The sequence below is a fragment of the Rhodobacter sp. P1_C2 genome (assembly GCF_056406375.1).
Genome location: NZ_JBFUAG010000017.1, coordinates 19,411 through 44,060, shown reverse-complemented (window position 1 = coordinate 44,060; position 24,650 = coordinate 19,411). Strand labels below are relative to the sequence as shown.

19 protein-coding genes and 2 tRNA genes are annotated in these 24,650 nt (G+C 65.8%); 13 read left to right on the top strand and 8 right to left on the bottom strand.

Going from position 1 to position 24,650, the window contains the following annotated elements; genetic code table 11:
• Nucleotides 1-46 precede the first annotated feature (46 nt).
• The 6 genes from AC1DZT_RS22460 to AC1DZT_RS22435 are packed head-to-tail and all read left to right on the top strand — an operon-like array spanning nt 47 to nt 5,666.
• Entirely contained in the window at nt 47-1,597 is a 1,551-nt protein-coding gene (locus tag AC1DZT_RS22460) for a Ppx/GppA family phosphatase (RefSeq protein ID WP_478008883.1), read from the top strand.
• A 13-nt stretch (nt 1,598-1,610) separates the two neighbouring features.
• Complete coding sequence (locus tag AC1DZT_RS22455; protein ID WP_478008882.1) at nt 1,611-2,219, top strand: VOC family protein; 609 nt, start codon at nt 1,611-1,613, stop codon at nt 2,217-2,219.
• Between the two features lie 11 nt (nt 2,220-2,230).
• Nucleotides 2,231-2,725 (top strand): N-acetyltransferase family protein, encoded by a 495-nt coding sequence (locus tag AC1DZT_RS22450; protein ID WP_478008936.1) that lies wholly within the window; start codon nt 2,231-2,233, stop codon nt 2,723-2,725.
• 31 nt (nt 2,726-2,756) lie between these two features.
• Nucleotides 2,757-3,431 carry a TerB family tellurite resistance protein gene (locus tag AC1DZT_RS22445; protein ID WP_478008881.1) on the top strand — a complete coding sequence of 225 codons (675 nt, stop codon included), beginning with the start codon at nt 2,757-2,759 and terminating at the stop codon, nt 3,429-3,431.
• Complete coding sequence (locus tag AC1DZT_RS22440; RefSeq protein WP_478008880.1) at nt 3,428-4,471, top strand: endonuclease/exonuclease/phosphatase family protein; 1,044 nt, start codon at nt 3,428-3,430, stop codon at nt 4,469-4,471. Before AC1DZT_RS22445 ends, AC1DZT_RS22440 begins: the two co-directional genes overlap by 4 nt.
• 40 nt (nt 4,472-4,511) lie before the next feature.
• On the top strand, nt 4,512-5,666 hold the full coding sequence (locus tag AC1DZT_RS22435; RefSeq protein ID WP_478008879.1) for a benzoate/H(+) symporter BenE family transporter: 1,155 nt from the start codon (nt 4,512-4,514) through the stop codon (nt 5,664-5,666).
• Between the two features lie 64 nt (nt 5,667-5,730).
• On the opposite strand, the gene AC1DZT_RS22430 is transcribed toward AC1DZT_RS22435, so the two are convergent.
• Nucleotides 5,731-8,091, bottom strand: a complete 2,361-nt coding sequence (locus AC1DZT_RS22430; protein WP_478008878.1) for an ATP-dependent helicase — start codon at nt 8,089-8,091, stop codon at nt 5,731-5,733.
• Nucleotides 8,092-8,174: 83 nt separating this feature from the next.
• Nucleotides 8,175-8,741: a MarR family winged helix-turn-helix transcriptional regulator gene (locus tag AC1DZT_RS22425; protein WP_478008877.1), complete on the bottom strand. Its 567-nt coding sequence runs from the start codon at nt 8,739-8,741 to the stop codon at nt 8,175-8,177.
• Nucleotides 8,742-8,871: 130 nt separating this feature from the next.
• Between AC1DZT_RS22425 and AC1DZT_RS22420 the strand changes: the two genes are divergently transcribed.
• The 5 genes from AC1DZT_RS22420 (at nt 8,872) to AC1DZT_RS22400 (ending at nt 16,883) form a co-directional block, all read left to right on the top strand.
• Nucleotides 8,872-10,401 (top strand): MDR family MFS transporter, encoded by a 1,530-nt coding sequence (locus AC1DZT_RS22420; protein WP_478008876.1) that lies wholly within the window; start codon nt 8,872-8,874, stop codon nt 10,399-10,401.
• A gap of 87 nt (nt 10,402-10,488) precedes the next feature.
• Complete coding sequence (locus AC1DZT_RS22415) at nt 10,489-12,321, top strand: M10 family metallopeptidase C-terminal domain-containing protein (RefSeq protein WP_478008875.1); 1,833 nt, start codon at nt 10,489-10,491, stop codon at nt 12,319-12,321.
• 203 nt (nt 12,322-12,524) lie between these two features.
• The gene (locus tag AC1DZT_RS22410) at nt 12,525-15,971 is read left to right on the top strand and encodes a pyruvate carboxylase (protein ID WP_478008874.1); all 3,447 of its coding nucleotides are present in this window, start codon (nt 12,525-12,527) and stop codon (nt 15,969-15,971) included.
• Nucleotides 15,968-16,561 (top strand): DUF2314 domain-containing protein, encoded by a 594-nt coding sequence (locus AC1DZT_RS22405; protein WP_478008873.1) that lies wholly within the window; start codon nt 15,968-15,970, stop codon nt 16,559-16,561. The genes AC1DZT_RS22410 and AC1DZT_RS22405 overlap by 4 nt, the downstream gene beginning before the upstream one ends.
• 247 nt (nt 16,562-16,808) lie before the next feature.
• Nucleotides 16,809-16,883 (top strand) — tRNA-Gly (locus tag AC1DZT_RS22400).
• A gap of 38 nt (nt 16,884-16,921) precedes the next feature.
• Here the strand turns inward: AC1DZT_RS22400 and AC1DZT_RS22395 are convergent.
• Complete coding sequence (locus AC1DZT_RS22395) at nt 16,922-17,920, bottom strand: ABC transporter transmembrane domain-containing protein (protein WP_478008872.1); 999 nt, start codon at nt 17,918-17,920, stop codon at nt 16,922-16,924.
• 198 nt (nt 17,921-18,118) lie between these two features.
• Between AC1DZT_RS22395 and AC1DZT_RS22390 the strand changes: the two genes are divergently transcribed.
• A tRNA-Gly gene (locus tag AC1DZT_RS22390) sits at nt 18,119-18,193 on the top strand.
• 175 nt (nt 18,194-18,368) lie between these two features.
• Nucleotides 18,369-19,721 carry an FGGY-family carbohydrate kinase gene (locus AC1DZT_RS22385; protein ID WP_478008935.1) on the top strand — a complete coding sequence of 451 codons (1,353 nt, stop codon included), beginning with the start codon at nt 18,369-18,371 and terminating at the stop codon, nt 19,719-19,721.
• Nucleotides 19,722-19,728: 7 nt separating this feature from the next.
• Here AC1DZT_RS22385 and rhaM read toward each other — a convergent pair whose 3' ends face one another.
• The 5 genes from rhaM to AC1DZT_RS22360 form a co-directional block, all read right to left on the bottom strand.
• Nucleotides 19,729-20,040 (bottom strand): L-rhamnose mutarotase, encoded by a 312-nt coding sequence (gene rhaM, locus AC1DZT_RS22380; RefSeq protein WP_478008871.1) that lies wholly within the window; start codon nt 20,038-20,040, stop codon nt 19,729-19,731.
• Between the two features lie 8 nt (nt 20,041-20,048).
• Nucleotides 20,049-21,008, bottom strand: a complete 960-nt coding sequence (locus AC1DZT_RS22375) for an ABC transporter permease (RefSeq protein ID WP_478008870.1) — start codon at nt 21,006-21,008, stop codon at nt 20,049-20,051.
• A complete protein-coding gene (locus AC1DZT_RS22370; protein ID WP_478008869.1) occupies nt 21,008-22,015 on the bottom strand; it encodes an ABC transporter permease in 1,008 nt (335 codons plus the stop codon). Before AC1DZT_RS22370 ends, AC1DZT_RS22375 begins: the two co-directional genes overlap by 1 nt.
• Nucleotides 22,015-23,529 carry a sugar ABC transporter ATP-binding protein gene (locus AC1DZT_RS22365; RefSeq protein WP_478008868.1) on the bottom strand — a complete coding sequence of 505 codons (1,515 nt, stop codon included), beginning with the start codon at nt 23,527-23,529 and terminating at the stop codon, nt 22,015-22,017. The genes AC1DZT_RS22370 and AC1DZT_RS22365 overlap by 1 nt, the downstream gene beginning before the upstream one ends.
• Nucleotides 23,530-23,604: 75 nt before the next feature.
• Complete coding sequence (locus AC1DZT_RS22360; RefSeq protein WP_478008867.1) at nt 23,605-24,648, bottom strand: rhamnose ABC transporter substrate-binding protein; 1,044 nt, start codon at nt 24,646-24,648, stop codon at nt 23,605-23,607.
• Nucleotides 24,649-24,650: the final 2 nt, after the last annotated feature.

Genomic DNA, 24,650 nt, shown 5'->3' with positions numbered 1-24,650 from the left:
ATCCTGCGCCATGCAGAGGGTCAGAAGCCCATCGGGGGAACCGCCCATGACTGCCGAAATCATCTCTTCCCCCGCTGCGCCGGATTGGGGCCCCTTTGGCCGCCCCCTCTTCGATGACCCTTCGGTGCGCGCCCTCAGCCGGGTCGGCGTGGTCGATGTCGGCTCGAACTCGGTCCGGATGGTGGTGTTCGACGGCGCCGCGCGCTCGCCCGCCTATTTCTACAACGAAAAGATCATGTGCGGCCTTGGCAAGGGTCTGGCCGAGACCAACCGCCTGAACCCCGAGGGCCGCAAGCGCGCGCTGGACGCGTTGAAGCGGTTTTCCCTGCTCGCCAAGGGCATGGGGATCGAGAAGCTGACCGTCGTCGCCACCGCCGCCACCCGCGAGGCCGAGGATGGCCCGGCCTTTCAGGCCGAGGTTCTGGCCCAGACCGGCTTGAAGATCTGGGTCGTCGACGGGGCCGAGGAGGCGCGGCTTTCGGCGCAGGGCGTGCTTCTGGGCTGGCCCGATGCCAAGGGCGTGGTCTGCGACCTCGGCGGCAACTCGATGGAACTGGCGCAGATCGCCGATGGCAAGGTCGGCCGCCGCGCCACCTCGCCGCTGGGGCCCTTCAGGCTGCAGCAGGTTCCGGGGGGCGCCAAGGCCCGTGCCGAGCATATCGACAAGATCCTCAAGGACTTGCAGGCCGAAATTCGTTCAACGGGTGAACGGATCTATCTGGTCGGCGGTTCGTGGCGGGTGATCGCAAGGCTGGATATGGAGCGGCGGAATTACCCGCTCACCGTCCTGCACGAATACCGGATGATGCCCGACAGCCTCTTGGAAACGCTGGACTGGATCGAGGCTTCCGACCTTTCGACCTTACGCGCCCGCACCGGCACCTCGTCGGAGCGGATGGAACTGGTGCCGCTCGCCTGCGAGGTACTGCGCGAGGTCATCCTGATGCTGAAACCCTCCGAGATCGACGTCTCGGCCTTCGGCATCCGTGAAGGCCTGCTTTACGAGATGATGCCCGAGACCCTGCGCCAGCGCGACCCCCTGATCGAGGCGGCGCGGATGAGCGAGATGACCACCTCGCGCATTCCCGGTTCGGGCAAGCTTCTCTACGATTTCCTGCTGCCCCTGTTCCCCGGCGCCGATTTCGAACGCCAGCGCCTGATCAAGGCCGCCTGCCTTCTGCACGACACGACCTGGCGCACCCACCCCGATTACCGGGCCGAGGCCTGTTTCGACAATGCGACCCGCGCCAACCTTGGTGGTCTCGACCATCCGGGCCGGGTCTTCCTCGGGCTCGCGCTGCTGCACCGCTACAAGAACTCGCGCTCGGGGTCGCGGATGGAGCCGCTCTTCAAGCTGCTGGACGACAGCCAGATCCAGGATGCCGAAGTTCTGGGCAAGGCGATGCGCTTTGGCGCGATGTTCTCGGCGGGCGATCCCTCGCAGGCGGGCACGCTGAGCTGGAACCCCAAGAAGCGCAGCCTGGAACTGAAGCTCACCCCCGAGGGGCACGACCTTTTCGGCGAGGTGGCGCAGGCGCGCTTCGCCTCGCTGGCGCAGTCGCTGAAAGCCTCTGTCAAGATCGTGCAACCTGACTGAACCGGGAGCTTCCATGCTGACCCTCGATCACATCGCGATTTCGGCGCAGACCCTGCAAGAGGGGGTCGACTGGGTCGAGGCCTCGCTGGGGGTCAAGATGGCGGGGGGCGGCCAGCACCCGCTGATGGGCACCCACAACCGCCTGTTGGGCCTTGGCGACATCTATCTGGAGGTCATCGCCATCGACCCTGCGGGCATCCCGCCGGCACGGCCGCGCTGGTTCGACCTCGACCGGTTCACTGGTGCGCCGCGCCTGACCACCTTGATCGCCCGCACCGACAATCTGGAGGCGAGCCTCGCAAAAAGCCCGCCGGGCACCGGTATCCCCACCGCCTTTTCCCGGGGCGATTACCGCTGGCGGATGGCCCTGCCCGAGGATGGCATCCTGCCCTTCGACAGCGCCTTTCCGGCCCTGATCCAGTGGCAGACGGCGCTGCATCCGACGCAAAGCCTGCCCGATTCCGGGCTGCGGCTGAAAATGCTGACCATCACCCATCCCGAGGCCGAGGCGCTGCGCGCCGCCGTTCCCCTGAACGATGCCCGCGTGCAATTCGTGCCGGGCCCGGCCAAGGCGCTGTCCGCCACCTTCCACACGCCCAACGGCGCCCGGAGCCTCGCATGACCGCTAACGCCCTGATCCGCCCTGCCATCGTGCTGGACGCCGCCGCCATCGCCGCGGTCTGGAACCCTTTCATCCGCGACACCGCCGTCACCTTCAACGCCGTCGAAAAGCGCCCCGAGGATGTGGCGGCGATGATCGTCGCCCGCCTTACCGCCGGGCATGGCTTTCTGGTCGCCTGCGACCCGGACGAGGGCACCCTCCTCGGCTTTGCCACCTACACGCAGTTTCGCAGCGGCATCGGCTATGCCAAAAGCATGGAACACACGATCCTTCTGGCGCCCGAGGCCCATGGCAGGGGGCTGGGGCGCGCCCTGATCACCGCGATCGAGAAACATGCCGCCGAAGAGGGCGCGCATCAGATCCTCGCCGGGGTCAGCGGCGAGAATGCCGCTGGCATCCGCTTTCACCTGGCGATGGGCTATGCCGAATGCGCCCGGATTCCGGCTGCGGGCTACAAATTCGGCCGCTACATGGATCTTGTGCTGTTGCAGAAATTCCTCTCCTGACATGGCGGGCTTCACAGGCTAGGATGGCGCCATGTCGATCTGGACCCGTATCTCCGAAGCATTGCAGGCCCTTGCCAAAGGCGAGGGGCTGGGCACCGTCTTCGAACGCCTGCGCGTGTCGCCGGAACGCTCGGTGGGCTTCACCATCGCGGTGATCGCGCTTGGCGCCAAGATGGCCAAGGCCGATGGCCGCGTCACCCGCGACGAGGTGACGGCCTTCCGCCAGGTTTTCCTCATTCCCAAGGGCGAAGAGGCCAGCGCCGCCCGGGTCTTCAACCTCGCCCGGCAGGATGTCGCGGGTTTCGACGTCTATGCCCGCAACATCCGCGCCATGTTCCGCCCCGAGGACCGCGAGGTGATGATCGACCTGATGGAGGGTCTCTTCCACATCGCCCTTGCCGATGGCGAATTTCACCCGGCCGAGGAGGAGTTCCTTCACGAGGTCGCCCGCATCTTCGGCCTCGACGAACGCTGCTTCCGCGCGTTGCGCGCGCGCCATGTCAAGGACGACCCCTATGCCGTGCTGGGCCTGCCGCCCGGCGTGCCGCTGGACGAGGCGCGCAAGGCCTGGCGGGAGGCGGTCAAGGCCTCGCATCCCGACATGATGCTGGCGCGCGGCGTGCCGCCCGAGGCCGTCAAGCTGGCCGAGGACCGCTTGCGCGCCGTCAACGCCGCCTGGGAAGAGATCACCCGGCAGGCCGCATGAGCCTGCGCCTCGCCACCTACAACGTCGAATGGATGAACGCGCTGTTCGACGATGACGGCCGCCTTGACGCCTCGGCCGAGCTTTCCGCGCGTTACAACATCTCCAAGGCCGATCAGCTGGCCGCCCTTGGCATCGTCTTCACCGCGCTCGACGCCGATGGCGTGATGATCATCGAGGCGCCCGATCAGGGCTCGCGCCGCTCCACCACCCGCGCGCTGGAGGCTTTTGCCGCCCATTTCGGCCTGCGCACGAGAAAGGCCATCATCGGTTTCGCCTCCAGCACCGAACAGGAGATCGCCTTTCTCTACGACCCCGATGTGCTGAGCGTGACCCACGATCCGCGCGGCATTCCGGCCCCCGCGAAGGGCGCGCCGATCGGCGCCGAGGGGGCGCCGCGTTTTGACACCGGGCTGCGCCAGGACATCGATGCCGACGGGATCGACGAGCTGGTGGTCTTCTCCAAACCGCCGCTGGAGGTTTCGGTGCGGGCAGGCGACCGCCTCCTGCATCTGGTCGGCGTCCATGCCAAGTCCAAGGCGCCGCATGGCGTGCAGAACCCCGAGGAGTTCCGCCGCATCTCGATCGAGAACCGCCGCAAGCAGCTGGCCGAATGCCACTGGCTGCGCGCCCGGGCCGAGGAGCATCTGACGCGCCACGAAAGCCTGGTCGTGATGGGCGATTTCAACGATGGCCCCGGTCTTGACCGCTACGAACGGCTCTTCGGCCAGTCCGGGGTCGAGGTGATGCTGGGCCTCGGTCTGCCGCGCCCGGACCGGCTTTACGACCCGCATGCCTTCATGGCGCTGAACCAGCGCGCCGGCCTGTCGCCGACCTCGGCCCGGTTCTGGGCCCCGGCGCAGAAATGCTATTTCGAGGCGCTGCTGGATTACATCATGGTTTCGGCCGATCTCTACGACCAGCACCCGACCTGGCGGATCTGGCACCCGTTCAACGACCCGCGGATCCAGAAAGTGCCCGAGCTCTGCGCCGCGATCCTGACCGCTTCCGACCATTTCCCGGTGACTATCGACTTGCCCTGACCCGGGCGCCCCCCGATAAAGGCGAAAAATCGGGGGCGTGATGCGGATTTCGATGATTTCGGCGGCTTTGGTGGCAGCACTGGTCGGCTATGGCAGCACCATCGCCCTCGTGCTGGCCGCGGCCCATGCCCTGGGCGCCTCACCGGAGGAGACCGCAAGCTGGGTCCTGGCGATCTGCCTCGGCAAGGCGCTCGGTTCCGCCGCCCTCTCCTTTTCGACCCGCGTGCCGGTGGTGCTGGCCTGGTCCACCCCCGGCGCGGCGCTGATCGCCGCGACGCAGGGCATCACCATGGCCGAGGCGGTAGGGGCTTTCCTCCTCGCCGGGGTGATGATCGCGCTGACCGGGGTGATCCGGCCCCTGGGAAAGCTGGTCGCAACGATCCCCGATGGCATCGCGGCCGCCATGCTGGCGGGGGTGCTTTTGCCTTTCTGCCTCAAGGGCATGGCGGCTGCGGGCCTGCTCGGCCCGGCGGCGCTCGCGATGGGGGCGGTTTTTGCCCTCGTCCGGCTGGCCAATCCCGCGCTCGCGGTGCTGGCGGCCCTGGCGGCAGGCCTCATCGCGGCCTTCGGCCCCGGCGGCGTGGCTTTTCCGGCCCTCACCCTGCCCGTCCCTGCCCTGACCTTCATCACCCCGGATTTCCGCCCCGACGTGCTGGTGGGCCTCGGCCTGCCGCTCTACCTCGTCACCATGGCGAGCCAGAACCTGCCCGGTTTCGCCACCCTGCGCGCCGCGGGCTACGCGCCGCCGGTGGCCCCGGCCCTGATGACCACCGGGGCGATCTCGGCCATCACCGCGCTTTTTGGCGCCCATACCGTCAGCATGGCCGCGATCACCGCCGCGATCTGCCTCGGCGATGATGTCCACCCCGACCGCAACCAGCGCTGGAAGGTCGGCCTCGTCTATGGTGGTTTCTGGCTGCTCCTCGGCCTCGCCGGTCCGGTCCTCGTGACGCTCCTGCAAGCCATGCCGCCGCAGATCCTGACCCTGCTGGTCGGCCTCGCCCTCCTCGGCCCGCTGACCGGCGCGCTGGCCGGCGCCTATGCCACCCCGCAGAACCGCTTTGCCGCCAGCATCACGCTGACCGTCACCGCCTCCGGCCTCGCCCTATTCGGCGTCGGCGCCGCCTTCTGGGGGCTGCTCGCCGGCCTCATCATGCTGGCGCTGGAGACTGCAGCCAAACGCCTGCGCCCCTGACCCTTTTCATTGGTCCATAAATATCCCGGGGGTGCGGGGGCTGGCCCCCGCTCCTGCCGCCCGTTCAGAACGGCACGTCCGAAACCTGATGCGCCGGGATCACCCAACGCGCCACGATCTTCTTCGACCCGGCATGGTCGAATTCGATGTCGAGCTTGTCACCCTCCACCGCCATCACCTCGCCATAGCCGAACTTCTGGTGAAACACCCGGTCGCCGATGCCATAGGGGCTGATCGCCTCGGCGTCGATGATGATGTTGCGCGCCTCGGTCGGGTGGCTGACCGGGCGCTGGCTGCTGCGTTCGGTCATCCGCTTCCAGCCGGGCGAGTTATAGACATCCGCCTTGGTCGCCCGCTGCTCGATCGTCGAATTGAAACTGACTGCCGCCGCGCCATAGCCGCCGCCGTAAAGCCCGGGCGGGGTCAGCACGGTGACATGATCGGCGGGCAGTTCGTCGATGAAACGGCTGGGCATCTGGCTTTGCCACTGGCCATAGACCCGGCGGTTCGACGCGAAGGAGATGGTGCAGAGCTCCTCCGCCCGGGTGATGCCGACATAGGCCAGCCGCCGCTCCTCCTCCAGCCCCTTCTTGCCGCTTTCGTCCATGCTGCGCTGGCTCGGGAACAGCCCATCCTCCCAGCCCGGCAGGAAGACGGCGGGAAATTCCAGCCCCTTGGCGGCATGCAGCGTCATGATCGAGACCTTTTCGGAGGCCTCTTCCGTCTCGTTGTCCATGATCAGCGAGACGTGTTCGAGGAAGCCCTGCAGATTTTCGAACTGTTCCAAGGCCTTGACCAGTTCCTTGAGGTTCTCCAGCCGCCCCGGCCCCTCCGGCGTCTTGTCGTTCTGCCACATCGCGGTATAGCCGGACCCATCAAGGATCGCTTCGGCCAGTTCGATATGGTTCTGCCCGCGCTGGATCGCCTCGTGCCAGAGGTCGATATTCTCGACAAAGCCGCGCAGCTGGGCGCCGCCCTTGCCGCCGACCACGCCCTGCGCCACCGCCTGCCGCGCGCCGTCCAGAAGCGGCAGACCTGCCCCACGCGCCAGACGCTGGATATCGGCCTGCGCCTTGTCACCCAGACCGCGTTTGGGCGTGTTGATCACCCGCTCGAAGGCCAGATCATCGGCGGGCGAGACGGCGAGTCGGAAATAGGCCATCGCGTCGCGAATTTCCTGCCTCTCGTAGAAACGCGGGCCGCCGATCACCCGGTAGGGCATGCCGATGGTCAGGAAACGGTCTTCGAAGGCGCGCATCTGGTGGCTGGCGCGGACGAGGATCGCCATGTCGTCCAGCGTCAGGGCGCGGATGCCCCGGGCGCCGCGTTGCAAGGCCTCGACCTCTTCGCCGATCCAGCGCGCCTCTTCCTCGCCGTCCCAATGGCCGATCAGGCGGACCTTCTGGCCTTCGGTCTCTTCCGTCCAGAGCGTCTTGCCCAGACGCCCGGCATTGGCCTTGATCACCCCCGAAGCGGCGGCGAGGATATGCGGGGTGGACCGGTAGTTCTGTTCCAGCCGCACCACCTTGGCGCCGGGAAAATCGGTCTCGAAGCGCAGGATGTTGCCAACCTCGGCCCCGCGCCAGCCATAGATCGACTGGTCGTCATCGCCCACGCAGCAGATGTTGCGATGGCCTTGCGCCAGCAGCCGCAGCCAGAGGTATTGGGCGACGTTGGTATCCTGATACTCGTCGACCAGGATATATTTGAACCAGCGCTGGTACTGTTGCAGCACGTCCGGGTAGGTCTGAAAGATCGTCACGCAATGCAGCAGCAGGTCGCCGAAATCGGTGGCGTTCAGGGTCTTCAGACGCTCCTGATAGGCCTCGTACAGCTCGGTGCCCCGGTTGTTATAGGCCGAGGCTTCCGAGGTCGGCACCTTGTGCGGCAAGAGGGCGCGGTTCTTCCAGCCGTCGATCAGGCTGGCCAGAAGCCGGGCGGGCCAGCGTTTCTCGTCGATATTGGCGGCGGCGATCAGCTGTTTCAAGAGGCGGATCTGGTCGTCGGTGTCGAGGATGGTGAAGTTCGACTTCAACCCCACCAGTTCGGCATGGCGGCGCAGGATCTTGACCGAGAGGGAGTGGAAGGTGCCCATCCAGGCGATGCCCTCTGCCGTCTCGCCCAGGATGCGCGAGATGCGGGATTTCATCTCCCGCGCGGCCTTGTTGGTGAAGGTGACCGAGAGGATCTCGTTCGGGCGCGCCTTGCCCATGGCCAAGAGATGCACGATGCGGGCGATCAGCGCCTTGGTCTTGCCGGTGCCTGCGCCGGCCAGCATCAGGACCGGGCCATCCAGCGCCTCGACCGCCTCGCGCTGTGCGGGGTTGAGGTCGTCCAGATAGGGCGCGGGGCGCGCGGCGAGGGCGCGGCGCGACAGCGGGATCATATCAGGCGCGGGGTCGGAGGGGGTGGCAGAGTCGCTCATCCCCCAAATCTAGCGCCGAAGCCCCCAAAGGGGAAGCGCCGTTCTTGGAATGTTCAGGATATGCAGGCCATTTGCCGGCACGCCTAGCCGCGATCCGGGCCGCGGGTCGGGTAAAGATCGTGCATCCCGTCGATATAGCGCCCGTATAGCCGGGCGAAGGTCAGGATCTCTTCCTCTGACCAGCTGGCGAAAAGCCGCATCGTGCGTTGCCATTTCGCCTGCAGAAAGCTGTCGAGCAGGGTCCAGGCCGCCTCGGTCGGCACCAGGACCGAGCGGCGGCCGTCCTCCTGGCTGACCGAACGTTCGACCAGACCGCGATCGACGAGGTCGGCGGCGATCCGGCTGGCGCGCGAGGGGTCGAGCGCCATCTCCTCGGCCAGAAGTCCCACGGTCGCCTCTTGCGCGGGCCTGCCGGCGCCGCCCCAGATCCGCATGATCGCCGAGAGGGCGTGGAACTGCGTCACCTCCAGCCCGGCGCCGATCTCGGCCATCAGGTTCTGCGGCACATCGCCCTTCATCACCCGTCGGACATTGCGGAAATTGTCGCTGTCAAAGGACAGCAGCGCCTCTGCCGCGGCTTCGGAAAAGCCTGCGCCATGGAGCCGGGATTTGATATGGTCGTTCAGACGACGCGGAGCTTTGGTGGGCATGGGCCGGATATGGCCATTCGCCTGGGCCCTGTCAATAAGATGCCATTGGCAACTACATGTTATAGACATATATTTACCCGATAGTGTGTGTGGTAGATAGAATTGCCGCTTTGCAGATCAGAAAGATCCCATGTCAGAACCCATTGCCCAGCCGAACGCCTCGCCTGCCCCCAACCCCAATGAAACCGGCTCGATGCGGCTGGTGATCCTGTCGATCGGGCTGTTGCTGCTGCTGGCCTCGCTGGATCAGAGCATCGTCTCCACCGCCCTGCCGACCATCGTGGCCGATCTGGGTGGGCTGGAGCATCTGAGCTGGGTGGTGACGGCCTATATCCTGACCTCGACCATCGTCGCGCCGCTTTATGGCAAGCTCGGCGACCTCTACGGGCGGCGCAACACGATCTTTGCCTCGGTCGCGATTTTCCTTGTCGGATCGGCGCTTTGCGGTTTTGCCACCTCGATGGCCTTCCTGATCATCGCCCGGGCCATCCAGGGTCTGGGCGGCGGCGGATTGTTCGTGCTGGCGCTGTCGGTGGTGGGCGATGCGGTGCCCGCCAAGGACCGCGGCAAGATCCAGGGCGTCTTTGCGGCGGTCTTTTCGGTCTCGTCCGTGCTCGGGCCGCTGGCGGGCGGTTGGCTGTCGCAGAACGCCAACTGGCACTGGATCTTCTTCATCAACATCCCCCTGGGTCTTGTGGCCCTGGTCGGCTTTGCGGCCTCGTTCAAGCCGCGCGGCACAAGGACCAGCCACAAGATCGACTGGTGGGGCGCCATCACCCTCTCGGTCAGCCTGGCCGCGCTGACGCTGCTGACCAGCCTCGGCGGACGCAGTTTCGACTGGGTCTCGGCCACTTCGGCGGTGCTGGCGGTCGTGGCGATCTGCGGCTTTGCGGCCTTCGTGCGGATCGAGACCCGGGCCGCCGAGCCGATCCTGCCGATGTGGCTGTTCAAGATGAACGTGTTCTGGGTGACCTCGGTGATCGGCTTCATCGTGGGGGCGGCGATGTTTGGCGCGATCACCTTCCTGCCGATCTATCTGCAGATCGCCAAGGGCGCCACGCCGACCGGATCGGGGCTGCAGCTGATCCCGCTGACGGTGGGGATTCTCGTCGCCTCGACCATCGCCGGGCAATATATGGGGCGGACCGGGCGCTATCTGATCCTGCCGAAGATCGGCATGGCCTGCCTCTCGCTGGGGCTTCTGGCGCTGACCCAGCTGACGCAAGATTCCGGCATCGTCTATTTCAGCCTGGCGCTGCTTCTGGCGGGGTTGGGCATGGGCTGCATCTTCCCGGTCGTCACCACCGCCGTGCAGAACGCCGTCCCGCGCGAGACGCTGGGCACCGCCACCGCCGCGGGCATCCTGCTGCGCCAGACCGGCGGCGCGCTGGGGGTGGCGGCCTTTGGGGCGCTCTTCTCCGCCCGGCTGATCGCGGGCCTCGGCGATGCGGCGTCGCGTCTGGACGGTGGCGCGGATCTGGGGCCGCAGACGCTGGCCCTGCTGCCGCCCGAGATGCAGGCCACCGTGGCCGCCGCCGTCGTCGCGGCCATCCACCCGATCTACTGGATCGCGGCCGGCATGGCGCTCTTCGGCCTCGCCTTCGCCTTCCTGCTGGAGGAGGTGCCCCTCGTCAACCGCGTGGTGCCAAAGGGCGAATAGGCCCGACCGGCCACTTAGCAGATTGCCAGACTGGGCGCGCCCCCTTAGCGTGGCGCCCCATTGGAGCCTTTCTGCGGAGATTTCCCGTTGAGCACATTCATTATCACCCCGAGCAATTCCATCCTCGCCCCCTCGGGCCCCGGCAAGCTTCTGTCCTGGGGCGACACGCTGAACATCCTCTCCGGCGGCTATGTGATCGCCTCGGCCTTCGATTACGGGATCAACAGCACCAATTCCTCGCTGATGCCGATCAACATCACCGTCGATGGCACGGTCTGGGGCGAGCGGGGCGGCATCCGGCTTTATGACGGGGTCTTTACCAAGGCGAGCATCACGGTCGGCGCCACGGGCGTGGTGGGGTCGACCGGGACGGCGATCCTGGGTGATGCGGCGCTGGCGGGGATGGAGCTTTCGATCTTCAACGCCGGGCGGATCGCCTCCTCGGGGGTGCAGGACACGGATGAGACGATCCAGGTGCTGAACGCCGGCCTCAACCTGGTCAACAGCGGCACCATCGTGTCGCTGGCCGGCGACGCGGTCCAGACGGGGGGCGGTTCGACCTTTGCCCATGTCCGCAACACGGGCGAGATCGACGGCAACATCTGGCTGTTCGGCAATACCGCCACCGAAGTGCTGGTGCGCAACAGCGGGCTGATCACCGGCAATGTCACCGCAGGCCATGCCTATGGCGCGCTTTACAACAGCGGGACGATCCTCGGCTCGGTCACGGTCACGACGCTGCAGGATGCGGGCTTTGGCCTCTTGCTCGCCGGGGGGCATGTCGCGGGATCGGTGAGCCTGAACACCACCGGCGCCTCGTCGCTGGATCTGACGGGGGCGACGGTCGATGGCCAGGTCTCGATCCTCACCGCATCGGATGTGACCTATCTCGGCTTTGCCGGGGCGCATATCGGCCAGGCGCTGGAGCTTGGCGATGCCGCAAAGACCGTGGATCTGTCCGGCGTGACGGTCGGCGGCACCTTCTATTCCGGCGCGGGAGCCGATGTCCTGATCCTGCACGGCGGGCTGATCCGGGGCGCCTTCGCCACCGGCAGCGGCGATGATGTGCTCGACATGGTGGGCGGCCAGATCAACGGGCTGATCCTGACCGGCTATGGCGATGATAGCGTCACGAGTGGCGATTTCGCCGAGAACCTGCTCGACAGTTTCGGCGATGATTCCTACGAGCTTGGCGGCGGCAACGACACTTACCGCATCGGCGGCTCCGAAGGAGACGGCAACGACACCGCCGATGGCGGCGCCGGGATCGACACGCTGAACCTGACCGAGGTCTCCATCGGCTACGACTTTTACGACGCCAGCACCGGCGGGGTCTATGTCAACCTTGACGAGGGTCTGGTGCGCGGGGCGCCGGGCAATGCAGCCAATCTCTTCGGCTTTGACCTGATCAGCAATTTCGAGAATGTCACCGGCGGCGATTTCGCCGACCAGATCACCGGAAGTGTCGCAGCCAACCGGCTTTGGGGCGGATTGGGCGACGATCTGTTGACCGGCCTTGCGGGCAACGACAGCCTGCGCGGCGGTCAGGGCAGCGACACGCTGGAAGGCGACAAGGGCCGCGATCTGCTGACCGGCGGGCTGGGCGCCGATATTTTCCTCTTCGCCGCCGCCACCGACAGCGGGGTGACGCGGGCCACCCGCGATGTGATTCTGGATTTCACTCCGGGCGAGGACAAGATCTCGCTTTCCGCGATCGACGCGCTGACCGCGACTTCGGGCCTGCAGCATTTCACTTTCGCCGGGCAGACCGCCGTCTCGGGCGCGGGCACGATCCGCTATGTTTATGATCACGGCGACACGCTGGTCCTGGCCAATACCGGCGGCACGAATGCGGCGGAATTTGCCCTTCTGCTGGCTGGAACCCTGGTTCTGACGGCCGATGACTTCGTTCTGGCCTGATCATCCCCACGCCCGGCCCTCATCGGGGCCGGGCCTCTCCCGCTCCCATCCCCGCGCAAAACTTGGGCAGCCGGCGCCGGATTGCGGAAATCTTGCGCGTAACGTCGTAAACCCCCCTTGTGCTGCGCCGCAGCAGACATAGGATGCGAGGGCAAACCTGCGACAGGGACGCGCAGGGGCCACGGGGCTGGACAGAGGGCCATATGACCGAATTCAAGAAAATCCTGATCGCCAACCGCGGCGAAATCGCCATCCGCGTGATGCGCGCCGCCAATGAGCTGGGCAAGAAGACGGTCGCCGTCTATGCCGAGGAAGATAAGCTCTCGCTGCACCGGTTCAAGGCCGACGAGGCCTATCTGATCGGGGTCGGCCTGTCGCCCGTCGGCGCCTATCTTTCGATCGCCGAGATCATCCGGGTGGCCAAGGAATCCGGCGCCGATGCGATCCACCCCGGCTATGGCCTTCTGTCGGAAAACCCTGATCTGGTCGATGCCTGCGACCAGAACGGCATCACCTTCATCGGTCCCAAGGCCGAAACCATGCGCGCGCTTGGCGACAAGGCCTCGGCCCGCCGCGTCGCGATGGAGGCTGGTGTGCCGGTCATCCCGGCGACCGAGGTCTTGGGCAATGACTTCGCCGCCATCAAGAAAGAGGCGGCCGAGGTCGGCTATCCCCTGATGCTCAAGGCCTCCTGGGGCGGCGGCGGGCGCGGCATGCGCCCGATCAACGGGCCTGACGAGCTTGAGGCCAAGGTGCTGGAGGGCCGGCGCGAGGCCGAGGCCGCCTTCGGCAACGGCGAGGGCTATCTGGAAAAGATGATCATCCGCGCCCGCCACGTCGAGGTGCAGATCCTTGGCGACAAGCACGGCCAGATCTACCACCTCTACGAGCGCGACTGCACCGTGCAGCGCCGCAACCAGAAGGTCGTCGAACGCGCCCCTGCCCCCTACCTGACCGAAGCGCAACGCGCCGAGGTCTGCGACCTTGGCCGCCGCATCTGCGCCCATGTCGGCTATGAATGCGCGGGCACCGTCGAATTCCTGATGGATATGGACAGCCAGAAGTTCTACTTCATCGAAGTGAACCCGCGGGTTCAGGTCGAACATACCGTGACCGAACAGGTCACCGGCATCGACATCGTCCAGGCCCAGATCAAGATCGCCGAGGGCAAGACCCTGGCCGAGGCGACCGGCGTCGCCTCTCAGGCCGAGGTGCGGCTGAACGGCCATGCGCTGCAATGCCGGATCACCACCGAGGACCCGCAGAACAACTTCATCCCCGACTATGGCCGCCTGACCGCCTACCGCTCGGCCACCGGCAACGGCATCCGTCTGGATGGCGGCACGGCCTATGCCGGCTCGGTCATCACCCGCTATTACGATTCGCTTCTGGTCAAGGTCACCGCCTGGGCGCAGACGCCGGAAGCCTCGATCGTCCGGATGGACCGGGCCTTGCGCGAATTCCGCATCCGCGGCGTCAGCACGAATATCGAATTCGTCATCAACCTGCTGAAGCACCCGACCTTCCTTGACTACACCTATACGACCAAGTTCATCGACACGACGCCCGAGCTTTTCACCTTCAAGAAGCGCCAGGACCGGGCGACCAAGATCCTGACCTATATCGCCGATATCACGGTCAACGGTCACCCCGAGACCGCAGGCCGCCCGAAACCCCATGCCGAGGCGAGAAAACCCCGCCCCCCGAAGCCGCGTGAGGGGGCCGAGGCCCTGATGGGCACCCGCAACCTTCTGGAACAGCAGGGCCCTCAGGCCGTGGCCGACTGGATGCTGAAGCAGAAGAAGGTGCTGATCACCGACACGACGATGCGCGACGGCCACCAGTCGCTGCTCGCAACCCGGATGCGGTCTTTCGACATGATCCGGGTGGCGCCGGCCTATTCGGCCAACCTCAGCCAGCTCTTCTCGGTCGAATGCTGGGGCGGGGCGACCTTCGACGTGGCCTACCGCTTCCTGCAGGAATGCCCCTGGCAGCGCCTGCGCGATCTGCGCGCGCGGATGCCGAACCTGATGACCCAGATGCTGCTGCGCGCGTCGAACGGGGTGGGCTATACCAACTATCCCGACAATGTGGTGCAAAGCTTCGTCAAGCAGGCGGCGACCTCGGGCGTCGATGTATTCCGGGTGTTCGACAGCCTGAACTGGGTCGAGAACATGCGCGTCGCGATGGATGCGGTCTTGGAGGCCAACAAGGTCTGCGAAGGCTCGCTCTGCTATACCGGCGACATGCTGGACCCGAACCGGGCCAAGTATAACCTGAAATATTACGTCGATCTCGCCAAGGAGCTGAAGGCCGCCGGCGCCCATGTGCTGGGGCTGAAGGACATGGCGGGCCTGTTGAAACCCGCCGCCGCCCGGCAACTGGTGAAAACGCTGAAACAAGAGGTCGGCCTGCCCGTCCACTTCCACACCCACGACACCTCGGGGGCTGCGGCGGCCACGATCCTTGCCGCCTGCGATGCCGGGGTCGATGCGGTGGATGCGGCGATGGATGCCTTCTCGGGCGGCACCTCGCAGCCCTGCCTCGGCTCGATCGTCGAGGCCCTGCGCCACACCGACCGCGACACCGGCCTGGACATCGCCGCGATCCGCGAGATTTCCAACTATTGGGAGGCCGTGCGCGGCCAGTATGCCGCCTTTGAATCGGGCCTGCCCGCCCCGGCCTCGGAAGTCTATCTGCACGAAATGCCCGGCGGCCAGTTCACCAACCTCAAGGCCCAGGCGCGCAGCCTTGGCCTCGAAGAGCGCTGGCACGAAGTGGCGCAGGCCTATGCCGATGCCAACCAGATGTTCGGCGATATCGTGAAGGTCACGCCCTCCTCGAAAGTCGTGGGCGACATGGCGCTGATGATGGTGGCGCAGAACCTGACCCGTGCCCAGGTCGAAGACCCGGCGGTGGATGTGGCCTTCCCGGAATCGGTCGTGGACATGCTCAAGGGCAACATCGGCCTGCCCTATGGCGGCTGGCCGGAAGGCATCCAGAAGAAGGTCCTGAAGGGCGAGGCGCCGCTGGACGAGCGTCCGGGCAAGAGCCTGCCCCCCGTCGATATCGAGGCGACGCGGGCCAAGCTCGAAAGCGATCTGGAAGGCTACAAGATCGATGACGAGGATCTGAACGGGTACCTGATGTATCCCAAGGTCTTCCTCGACTACCTCGGCCGTCACCGCGCCTATGGGCCGGTGCGGGTCCTGCCGACCAAGGCCTTCTTCTACGGGATGGAGCCGGGCGAGGAAATCTCGGCCGAGATCGACCCCGGCAAGACGCTGGAGATTCGCCTGCAGGCCGTGGGCGAGACCACGGATGACGGCGATGTGCGGGTGTTCTTCGAGTTGAACGGCCAGCCCCGGGTGATCCGCGTGCCCAACCGCGCGATCAAGAGCAAGACCGCCGCCAAGCCCAAGGCCATCGAGGGCAACCCCTCGCATGTCGGCGCACCGATGCCGGGCTCGATCGCCTCGGTCGGCGTCGTGGCGGGCCAGAAGGTCAATGCCGGCGACCTCATGCTGACCATCGAAGCGATGAAGATGGAAACCGGCATCCATGCCGAAAAGGCTGGCGTGGTCAAAGCCGTCCATGTCCATCCCGGCGCCCAGATCGAGGCGAAGGATCTGCTCATCGAGTTCGAATGAGCGGACTTCGGTCCGGCCCAAGCATTTGCCTGGCGCTCGCCCTTCTGGCGGGCCCGGCATGGTCTGACGGCCAGGTCCATATGGTTCAGAAATCCGACCCGGCGATGGCTGCGGCTGTCGCCGAGGCACGGGGGACGCTTGGCCTGTTTCTGGCCCATGCGCTGGATGACGAGGGCTACAGCCTGCCCCCCGCCGTAATCAAGGTGGGCATTCCAAGCCCGGGCAGCGGCCAGATGAATGAATTCATCTGGCTGGCCCCGTTTCAGTGCCTGGCCGACGGCAGGTTGCGCGGCATCTCGCTGGACGATGGCAGCATCGTGACATCCCTGAAAGCGGGCGACCTGGTCGATTTCACCGTAGCACAGGTGATCGACTGGAGCTGGATGTTCGACCAGCCCCGGATCTGGGGCGACTACACCACCCGCGTCATCGCCGCCGAAGAGGGGCTTGATCCGATGGATCTTTACGGCAAGCCCTGGGCGGCGGATCCGGTCCCGCCCGGCTGGCGCGGACAGGCGGCCCATGGGGACCGCGGATCCCCCGCGGAGACGGTCCTGCCCAAGCCCTGCGTGATGGCCCCCGCGAGTTAGCCCCGCTTTGGCACCATGTGCCCCCTTGTCGAAGGCCCGAAGATGGGCAAATTGCCCATCCTACCAACCACCCGCGCGCGCCGGGCCCTTGGCGCGGGCCCTCTTCTGGTCCGCTCCGGCGCTCTCCCGCCAGCGGATCCCTCGGCTTTGCGGGCCTCGTCACAAAATCCACAAAATCGCGCCGGCCTTGCGCTTTTCCTCTTGCGGCGCCGCGGCCTCTCCCCTAAATCCCCGCCATCGACGGAGTGCGGGCGTAGCTCAGGGGTAGAGCATAACCTTGCCAAGGTTAGGGTCGAGGGTTCGAATCCCTTCGCCCGCTCCAGTCGAAAGCCGGAAGGCGCGCCTAAGCCGGATCGCCGGTCAAGCGGCCCCGGCAGGCGCAGCAGAAATCCCCTCTTCAATCGTGTCGCCGATCATCCGGTACAGCACCTCGCTGTTGGAAATGGTGCGGTAGAAGGTGACGATCTGGTCCCAGGGGTCCGACACCCTTTGAAAGCCCGAGATGAAGACGAAGAGCGTGCTGACCTCGGCCTTGCCCGCCGCCACCAGCCAACCGCCGATCAGCAGCACGACAATCGGCCCCAGCGCATCGAGAAAATTGCCGAGCGCGGTCAGCAGGTATTTCCGCTTGTAGATGCGGATGCGGACGGTGAAGACGCGGTCGATCAGGTCGCTGCCGGGCGGGCGCCTCGCATCCAGGGGTGCTTTCTGCCCGGATTGCACGGCCAGCAGGCCCAGATGGCGCAGCGCGCGGCGGACGATCACGGTCCAGCGGTTGATGATGTTCTGCGTCCTCGGCACGATCACCGCCTGGGGGAAGTAGATCACCAGGGCGAGGACGGCGATGATCGGGTTCAGCCAGATCAGGTATCCCAGCACGAACAGGATCGTCCCGCCCTGCAGCAGGGGCAGCGAGAAGGCATCGGCGGCAAAGCCCGCGACATCCTCGCTTTCGGAGGCCAGCATCGAGACGACCTTTCCCGCATCAATCTGGGGCGCGTCACCCCCGGCCTCTGGCGCCGCGGCATTGACCCGCAACAGGATCCGCCGCCTGAGATCGCGCGCCGCGGTTTCCAGCGCCTTGCCGCGCTGGATGTTGAGGGCATATTTCAGCGCCCCGAGCGCGAGGATGGCGGCGAGATAGGCCAGGCCAAGCTCCACCAGCAGGGTGACATCGCGCGACACCGTGACATCGTCGATGATCCTGCGCTGCAGTTCCAGCGGCACGAGGGCCAGCGGCGACAGCAGCGCCGTCAGGATACAGATCCGGATCTGCAGCTTTCGGGTCGTCCGCCAGACAAAGGCGTAAAGCGGGATTTGCAGCGAGGGAACCGGCGTCGGGGGCAAGGGGTTCGACAATTGCGCTCCTGTCCATGGCTTCTTCCCTCTATCCATAGGCGCTGCCTGCATAACTGCAAGCGTGCTGGACCGGTGGCACAGGGTCGCAGCCCCCCTGCAGCCGCCCCTCCTCCGCGCAAATTTTCGACCTGCCGCAAAATCCTTTCACAAACCCGCTTGCCCCTGCCTGCGACACGCGCTAGTACACCGCCACGGAGTGCGGGCGTAGCTCAGGGGTAGAGCATAACCTTGCCAAGGTTAGGGTCGAGGGTTCGAATCCCTTCGCCCGCTCCAGTCAAAAAGGCCAGCCGCGGGGCTGGCCTTTTGCTTTGGCGGGGTCGGGATGCCCCCCTTTGCGGGGTTGCAAAAAGGTCGAAAGAATCCGGTCCGAGCCTTTGTTTTCCTTGGGATTTCGCCGCAGATCGGCTAGTCTGGGCAGGCGGATTTCGGGGAGGATCTCTTGCAGCATGTGGCCGTGATCGACATTGGCAAGACCAATGCCAAACTGCTTCTGATCGACCTTGCAACCGGGCAGGAGCGCCGGGTTTTCAAGATGCCGAACCGGGTTCAACCCGCCCCGCACTATCCGCATTTCGACACGGACGCGCTGTGGGACTTCCTGCAATCGGGGCTGCAGAAGCTGGCCGCCGAAGGGCCGGTCGATGCGATTTCGATCACCACGCATGGCGCCTCGGCGGCCTTGGTCGATGCGGCGGGGGATCTGGTGCTGCCGATCCTCGACTACGAATTTGCCGGGCCGGACAGCCTGCCCGAGTACGACCGGTTGCGGCCCGACTTTGCCGAAACCGGCTCGCCCCGCCTGCCGGGCGGGCTGAACGTCGGCGCGCAGCTTTACTGGCTGGCGCAGAGCTTTCCAGAAGGTTTCGCCAAGGCGCGCCATATCCTGACCTATCCGCAATTCTGGGCCATGCGGCTGAGCGGGGTGGCGGCCAGCGAGGTGACCTCGCTTGGCTGTCATACCGATCTATGGAACCCTTGGGCGGGGCGATTCTCCAGCCTTGTCAGCCGGATGGGCTGGCAAGCGCTGTTCCCGCCGGTGCAGCCGGCGAATGCAAGCTTTCCGCTTCGCCCCGACCTCGCAAGTCACTTGGGCCTTGCCCCGGGCACCCCGGTCCTGTCCGGCATCCATGATTCCAACGCCTCGCTTCTGCCCTATCTCGCCGGGGAGGAGCCGTTTTCGGTGATCTCGACCGGCACCTGGATGATCAGCCTTGCGGTCGGCGGACCGCAGGTCGCGCTGGAGGCGCGGCGCGATGTGCTGGTCAACGTCAATGCCAAGGGCGGCCCGACGCCGACCGCGCGCTACATGGGCGGGCGCGAGTTCGATGCGCTGACCGAAGGCCGCGTGGTGCCGCCTTCGACCGAAGACCGGCGCGCGGTGCTGGCGGGGCTGATGATCCTGCCCTCGCTCCACCCCGAGACCGGCCCCTTCCCCGGCCTCAGCCTCGGCTGGACCGGCACGCCCGCGACCGATGGCGCGCGCAGCCTCGCCGCGAGTTACTATACCGCGCTGATGGGGGCGGAGTGTCTGGCGCTGATCGGGGCGGAGGGGCCGATCCATGTGGAGGGGCCTTTCGGCGGCAACCCGGATTTCGCCGCCATGCTGTCGACTGCGACCGGTCGCCCGGTGATCGCGGCTGGGCAAAGTGCGGGCACGGGGCTTGGGGCGGCGCTGCTGGCCGGGCCGGTTCTGGCGGCGCGGGCGATGGCGGCGCCGGTTCTGCCGGACCCGGGCCTGCAGCCCTATGCGCAGGACTGGCGCGCAAGGGTGGCCGCACTTTGGCAGGCCAGGGCGGGCTGAAGCCGCCCTATTCCATCAAGAAGGTCGGCACCAGATCCACCGCCACGGGCGAGCCGTCGGGGTTGGTCCGCATGATATCGCCCATATGCGCCCACCAGCGCTGCATCACCGGGTGCTGCGGCAGATCGGCCATCCGGTGGCCCTCCTCCCTCTCGAGACAGCCGATCAGAATGCCCGTCTCGCGGTCGAGGTGGATCGTGTAGTTGCTGACCCCCACCTCGTGCAGCAGGGTCACCAGCTCTGGCCAGATCGCGTCATGGCGGCGGATATATTCCGCCTCCTGACCGGGGTTGAGATACATCTTGAAGACGTGGCGCATCGGACCTCTCAGCTCCGCCGGCGGGCGCGGAGATCGGCCGCCAGGTTGGGGATCAGGACCGAGGCGATCAAGAGGATGCCGATCACCCCGGTTTGCAGATGGCCGGTGATGCTGGTCAGCGCCATGCCATTGCGCAGGTTCAGGATGATCAGGATCGACAGGAAGACCCCGGTCATCGAACCCTTGCCGCCAAAGATGCTGACCCCGCCCAGAAGGACCATGGTGATGATGTCCAGCTCGAACCCCGAAGCCGCATCGCCGCGCACCGAGCCGAGCCGCCCGGCATAGAGAAGCCCCGCCAAAGCCGCCACGAAGCCCGACATCAGGAAGAGCACGGTCTTGACCCGCGCCACATCGAGGCCGGAAAACCGCGCCACCTCGGCATTGGTGCCGATCACCACGACCGCCCGGCCAAAGCCGGTCCGGTGCAACAGGATGCCGAGGCCAAGAAGCAGCACGACGAAGAGGATCAGCGACAGCGGCAGCGGCCCGATCAGCGCCTGCGCGCCGAGGTTGTCGAACCATTCGGGAAAGTCGCCCATGCTCTGATCCTTGGCCAGCACCCGAGCAAAGCCGCGGACGCCGATCAGCATGGCCAGCGTGACCACCAGCGAGGGGATGCCGACCCTTGCGATCAGGAAGGCGTTGATCAGCCCCGCCACCAGCCCGATGCCAAGGCAGATCACCACGGCAAAGCCGATCGGGAAGCCGTGGGTGAACATATAGCCGAAGGCGCAGGCCGACAGCCCCATGACCGAGGCCACGGAGAGGTCGATCTCGGCATTGATGATGATCAGCGTCATCACCAGCGCGACGATGATCTTCTCGATCGACAGCTGGAACAGGTTGATCTGGTTGCGGACGGTCAGGAAGGACGGCGCCAGGAGCGCATTGCCGGCAAAGGTGATCAGGAAGAGGATCAAAAGCATCCCTTCCCAGCTTTTGAGAAACCGCAAGGCCCGCTCCATCACACCTCTCCCTTCTTCGCACCCAGCCGGCCGAGCGAGCGCGACATGAAGGTATCGACCGTCACGGCGGCCATGATCAGCATCCCCAGAAGAGCATCGCGCCAGAACTCTGACACCACGGCCCAGCGGGTCAGCGAATTGTCGATGGTGTCGACCAGCACGCAGCCGATCACCACGCCGATCATGCTGCCCGAACCGCCGAGGATGGAAACCCCGCCGACCACGACCGCCGCCACCGCTTTCAGTTCAAAGCCAAGGCCCGCCACCACAGTGATATTGCCGAATTTCGCAAGGAAAATCAGGCCCGACAGCCCCGCCAAAGCTCCCGACAGGACGAAGGCGGTAAAGACCACGGCGCCGGAGTTGATCCCCGCCATCACCGCCGCATCGGGGTTCGACCCCACGGCATAGAACCGCCGCGCCGCGCGCAGCCGGGTCAGCGCCAGCCCCATCACGATGGCCGCCGCCACAGCCATGACCACCGTCACCCGCACTTCAAGCCCGAAGATCGAGAAGGCATTGGCCTGCGGCAGATCGACCAGCCACCCCGGCAGGCTCGCCGTGGTGATGGTCCGCGCATCGGAATATTGCACGAGAAAGCTGCGGTAGAGTGCGAGCGTCCCCAAGGTCACGATGATCGAGGGCACCCGCCCCCAGGCCACCAGCACCCCGTTGATCGCCCCCATCCCGGCCCCGATCCCCATGGCGAGGATGGCCACCATGATCGGGCTCATCTCGCCATGGCCGGCCAGAAAGGCGCCGGTGACATAGGCCACGACGCCCACGGTGGAGCCGATCGACAGGTCGATGTTGCGCGTCATCACCACGATGGCCTGCCCCACCGCAATCGGCAGGATCACCGCGGCCGAGGTCGAGATGCGGGTGAACATCCGCGCCGACAGATAGCCGTCGATCTGGGTGGCAAAGAAGGCGACGGTGGCAAGCAGTGCCACGCCGAGGGCGATCAGCCGCAGGTGCTGCGGGTGGATCTTGGCAAACACCCCCATCACGCCGCCCCCGCCACTGCGTCATGGCCCGCGGCGAGGGTGATCACCCTTTCCTGGCTGGCCTCGGCAATGTCCAATATCCCCACCTGTTTTCCTTCCCGCATCACCAGAACCCGGTCCGCCAGCGCCAGCACCTCGGGCAGGTCGGAGGAGATCACCACCACAGCCACGCCCTCCTTCGCCAGCTGACGGATGATGTTGTGCACCTCGGCCTTGGCCCCGACATCGACACCCCGCGTCGGCTCGTCAAAGATCAGGATGCGGGGCTTGGTCTCGAGCCACTTGGCGAGCATCACCTTCTGCTGGTTGCCGCCGGAGAGCTTGCCGACCTCGATCCGCACACCGGGCGATTTGATAGCCAGTTGCTTGCGGTAGCCTTCGGCCAAAGCCATCTCGGCCTTGCGGTCGATCAGGCCGAAAAGGCCAAGCAGGTTCTTCAGGCTGGCGAGCGAGATATTGGCGAAGATCGGCAGGCTCATCGCAAGGCCCAGCTTGCGGCGGTCTTCCGAGACATAGGCGATCTTGCGCGCCATCGCCTCGGCAGGCGTGCGGATCGTCACCTCCGCCCCGTCGATCAGGATGCGGCCTTCGGTGGCGGGGGCGATGCCGAAGAGCGCCAGCGCCACATCGGTGCGCCTTGCCCCCACGAGGCCCGCAAAGCACAGGACCTCTCCGGCGCTGAGGTCGAAAGTGATGCCGCGAAACACCCCGGCGCGGCCGAGGTTTTCCAGCCGCAGGACGGAAGGGCCATGCGGGTTCGCCTCGGTCTTCAGCGCGAAAGTGTCGATGGCGCGGCCGACCATGTCCTTGACCATGCTGTCGGTCGTCACCTCCGCCAGAGGCTTGGTCGAGATGTGCTGGCCGTCGCGGATCACGGTGACCCGGTCGGCGATCTCGAAAATCTCGTCCAGGCGGTGCGAGATATAAATGACCGCGACCCCCTTCGCCTTCAAGGCACGCGCGATCTTCAACAGCCGCGCCACTTCATGCGCCGAAAGGCTGGCGGTGGGTTCGTCCATGATCAGGACCTTGACGTTGAGGCTCAGCGCACGGGCAATCTCCACCGTCTGCTGTTCGGCGAGCGTCAGGCCAGAGGCGGCGCGGTGCACATCCAGCGTGACGCCCAGTTGCGCCACCAGCCGTTCAGCCTCGGAGTAGATGCGCTTCCAGTTCATGAAGGCGCCCTCGGCGCGGTTCGAGATGAAGATATTCTCGGCCACGTCGAGATCGGGAAACACCATCGGTTCCTGATAGATGGCGGCAATGCCGTGGCTTTGCGCCTCTTGCGTGGTGCGCAAGGTGACGGGCTGGCCGTTCACCGCGATCGTGCCGCTGTCGGGCTGGTGGACCCCGGTCATGATCTTGATCAGGGTGGATTTGCCCGCGCCATTCTCGCCCACGATGGCGTGGATCTCGCCGGGCGCGATCGCCAGGTTCATGTCCTTCAGCGCCTGGGTGGCGGCAAAGCTTTTGCAGACATTGCTCAGGTCCAGAACGGGGGCGGCTTGGGTCACTTCGGGGATTCCAGGATGCAAGAGACCACAGGGCCGCCACCGGGGCGGCCCTGCAAAAGCTTGGGAAGGCGGCGCTTACTTCGCGGCGGCTTCGACGTTGTCCTTGGTGTAGATGGTGAAGGGCCCCATCAGCACGCGCTTGGCACCGGCACGGCCCGGGTCTTCCTCGATCTTGAAATTGCCCATCCGCCCGGCCTTGAATTCTTCGCCGACTTCGCCCTTCAGCGACCCGGTGGCGAGCATGTAGCTGGTGTAATAGGTCAGATACCCAAGGTCGACGAAGCTCCACAGCGCGAATTCCGGCGCACATCCGTTCATCGTGTAGCTGACCATTTCCGCCGGCAGACCGAGGCCCGAGACCTTGACCTTGTCGCAGAGCTTTTCGTCCTGCATCGCCTTGGCGGCGGCCACGATGCCCACCGTGGTCGGCGCCATGATCACCTTCAGATCCGGGTATTTGTCGACCAGACCCAGGGCGCGGTTGTAGGATTCCTCGGACTGGTCGTTGCCGTAGACGACATCATCCAGCTTGAGATCCTTGTACTTGGCATCCGAGGCGAGGACCTTCTTCATCGCGTCGATCCAGGCGTTCTGGTTGGCCGCATCGGGGCTGGCCGAGAGGATGGCAAACTCGCCCTTCCCGCCCGCCTCGTCATAGACCATGTCGGCCATCACGGTGCCGATCGAGCCGAAATCGACCTGCGCCACGAAGACGCTTTCGCCCTTGCCCGAGGGAATGGGCGAGTCCCAGGTGACGACCTTGGTGCCTGCGGCCTGTGCGGCCTCGGCGGTCGGCGCGATCTGGTCGCCCGCGCCATTGGACAGCATCACCACGGCCTGTTTCTGGGTGGTGGCGGTGGTCAGCATCTCGATCTGGCCGGCGGCCGAGTTTTCGGCGGTCGGGCCGATGTACTGCAACTCTCCGGTATTGCCGAGCTCCTTGGCCGCTTCCTGCGCGCCGCGGTTGGCCTGATCGAAGGGCAGGATGCCGAGGAATTTCGGCAGCAGGACCATATTGGCGGCCTGACCCGGTTTGGCCTCGATCACATCGGCCATGACGGTGGTGCCCATCAGCCCCGCCGCGATCGAGAGTGCAAGCCCCAGCTTGTTCATCTTCATGT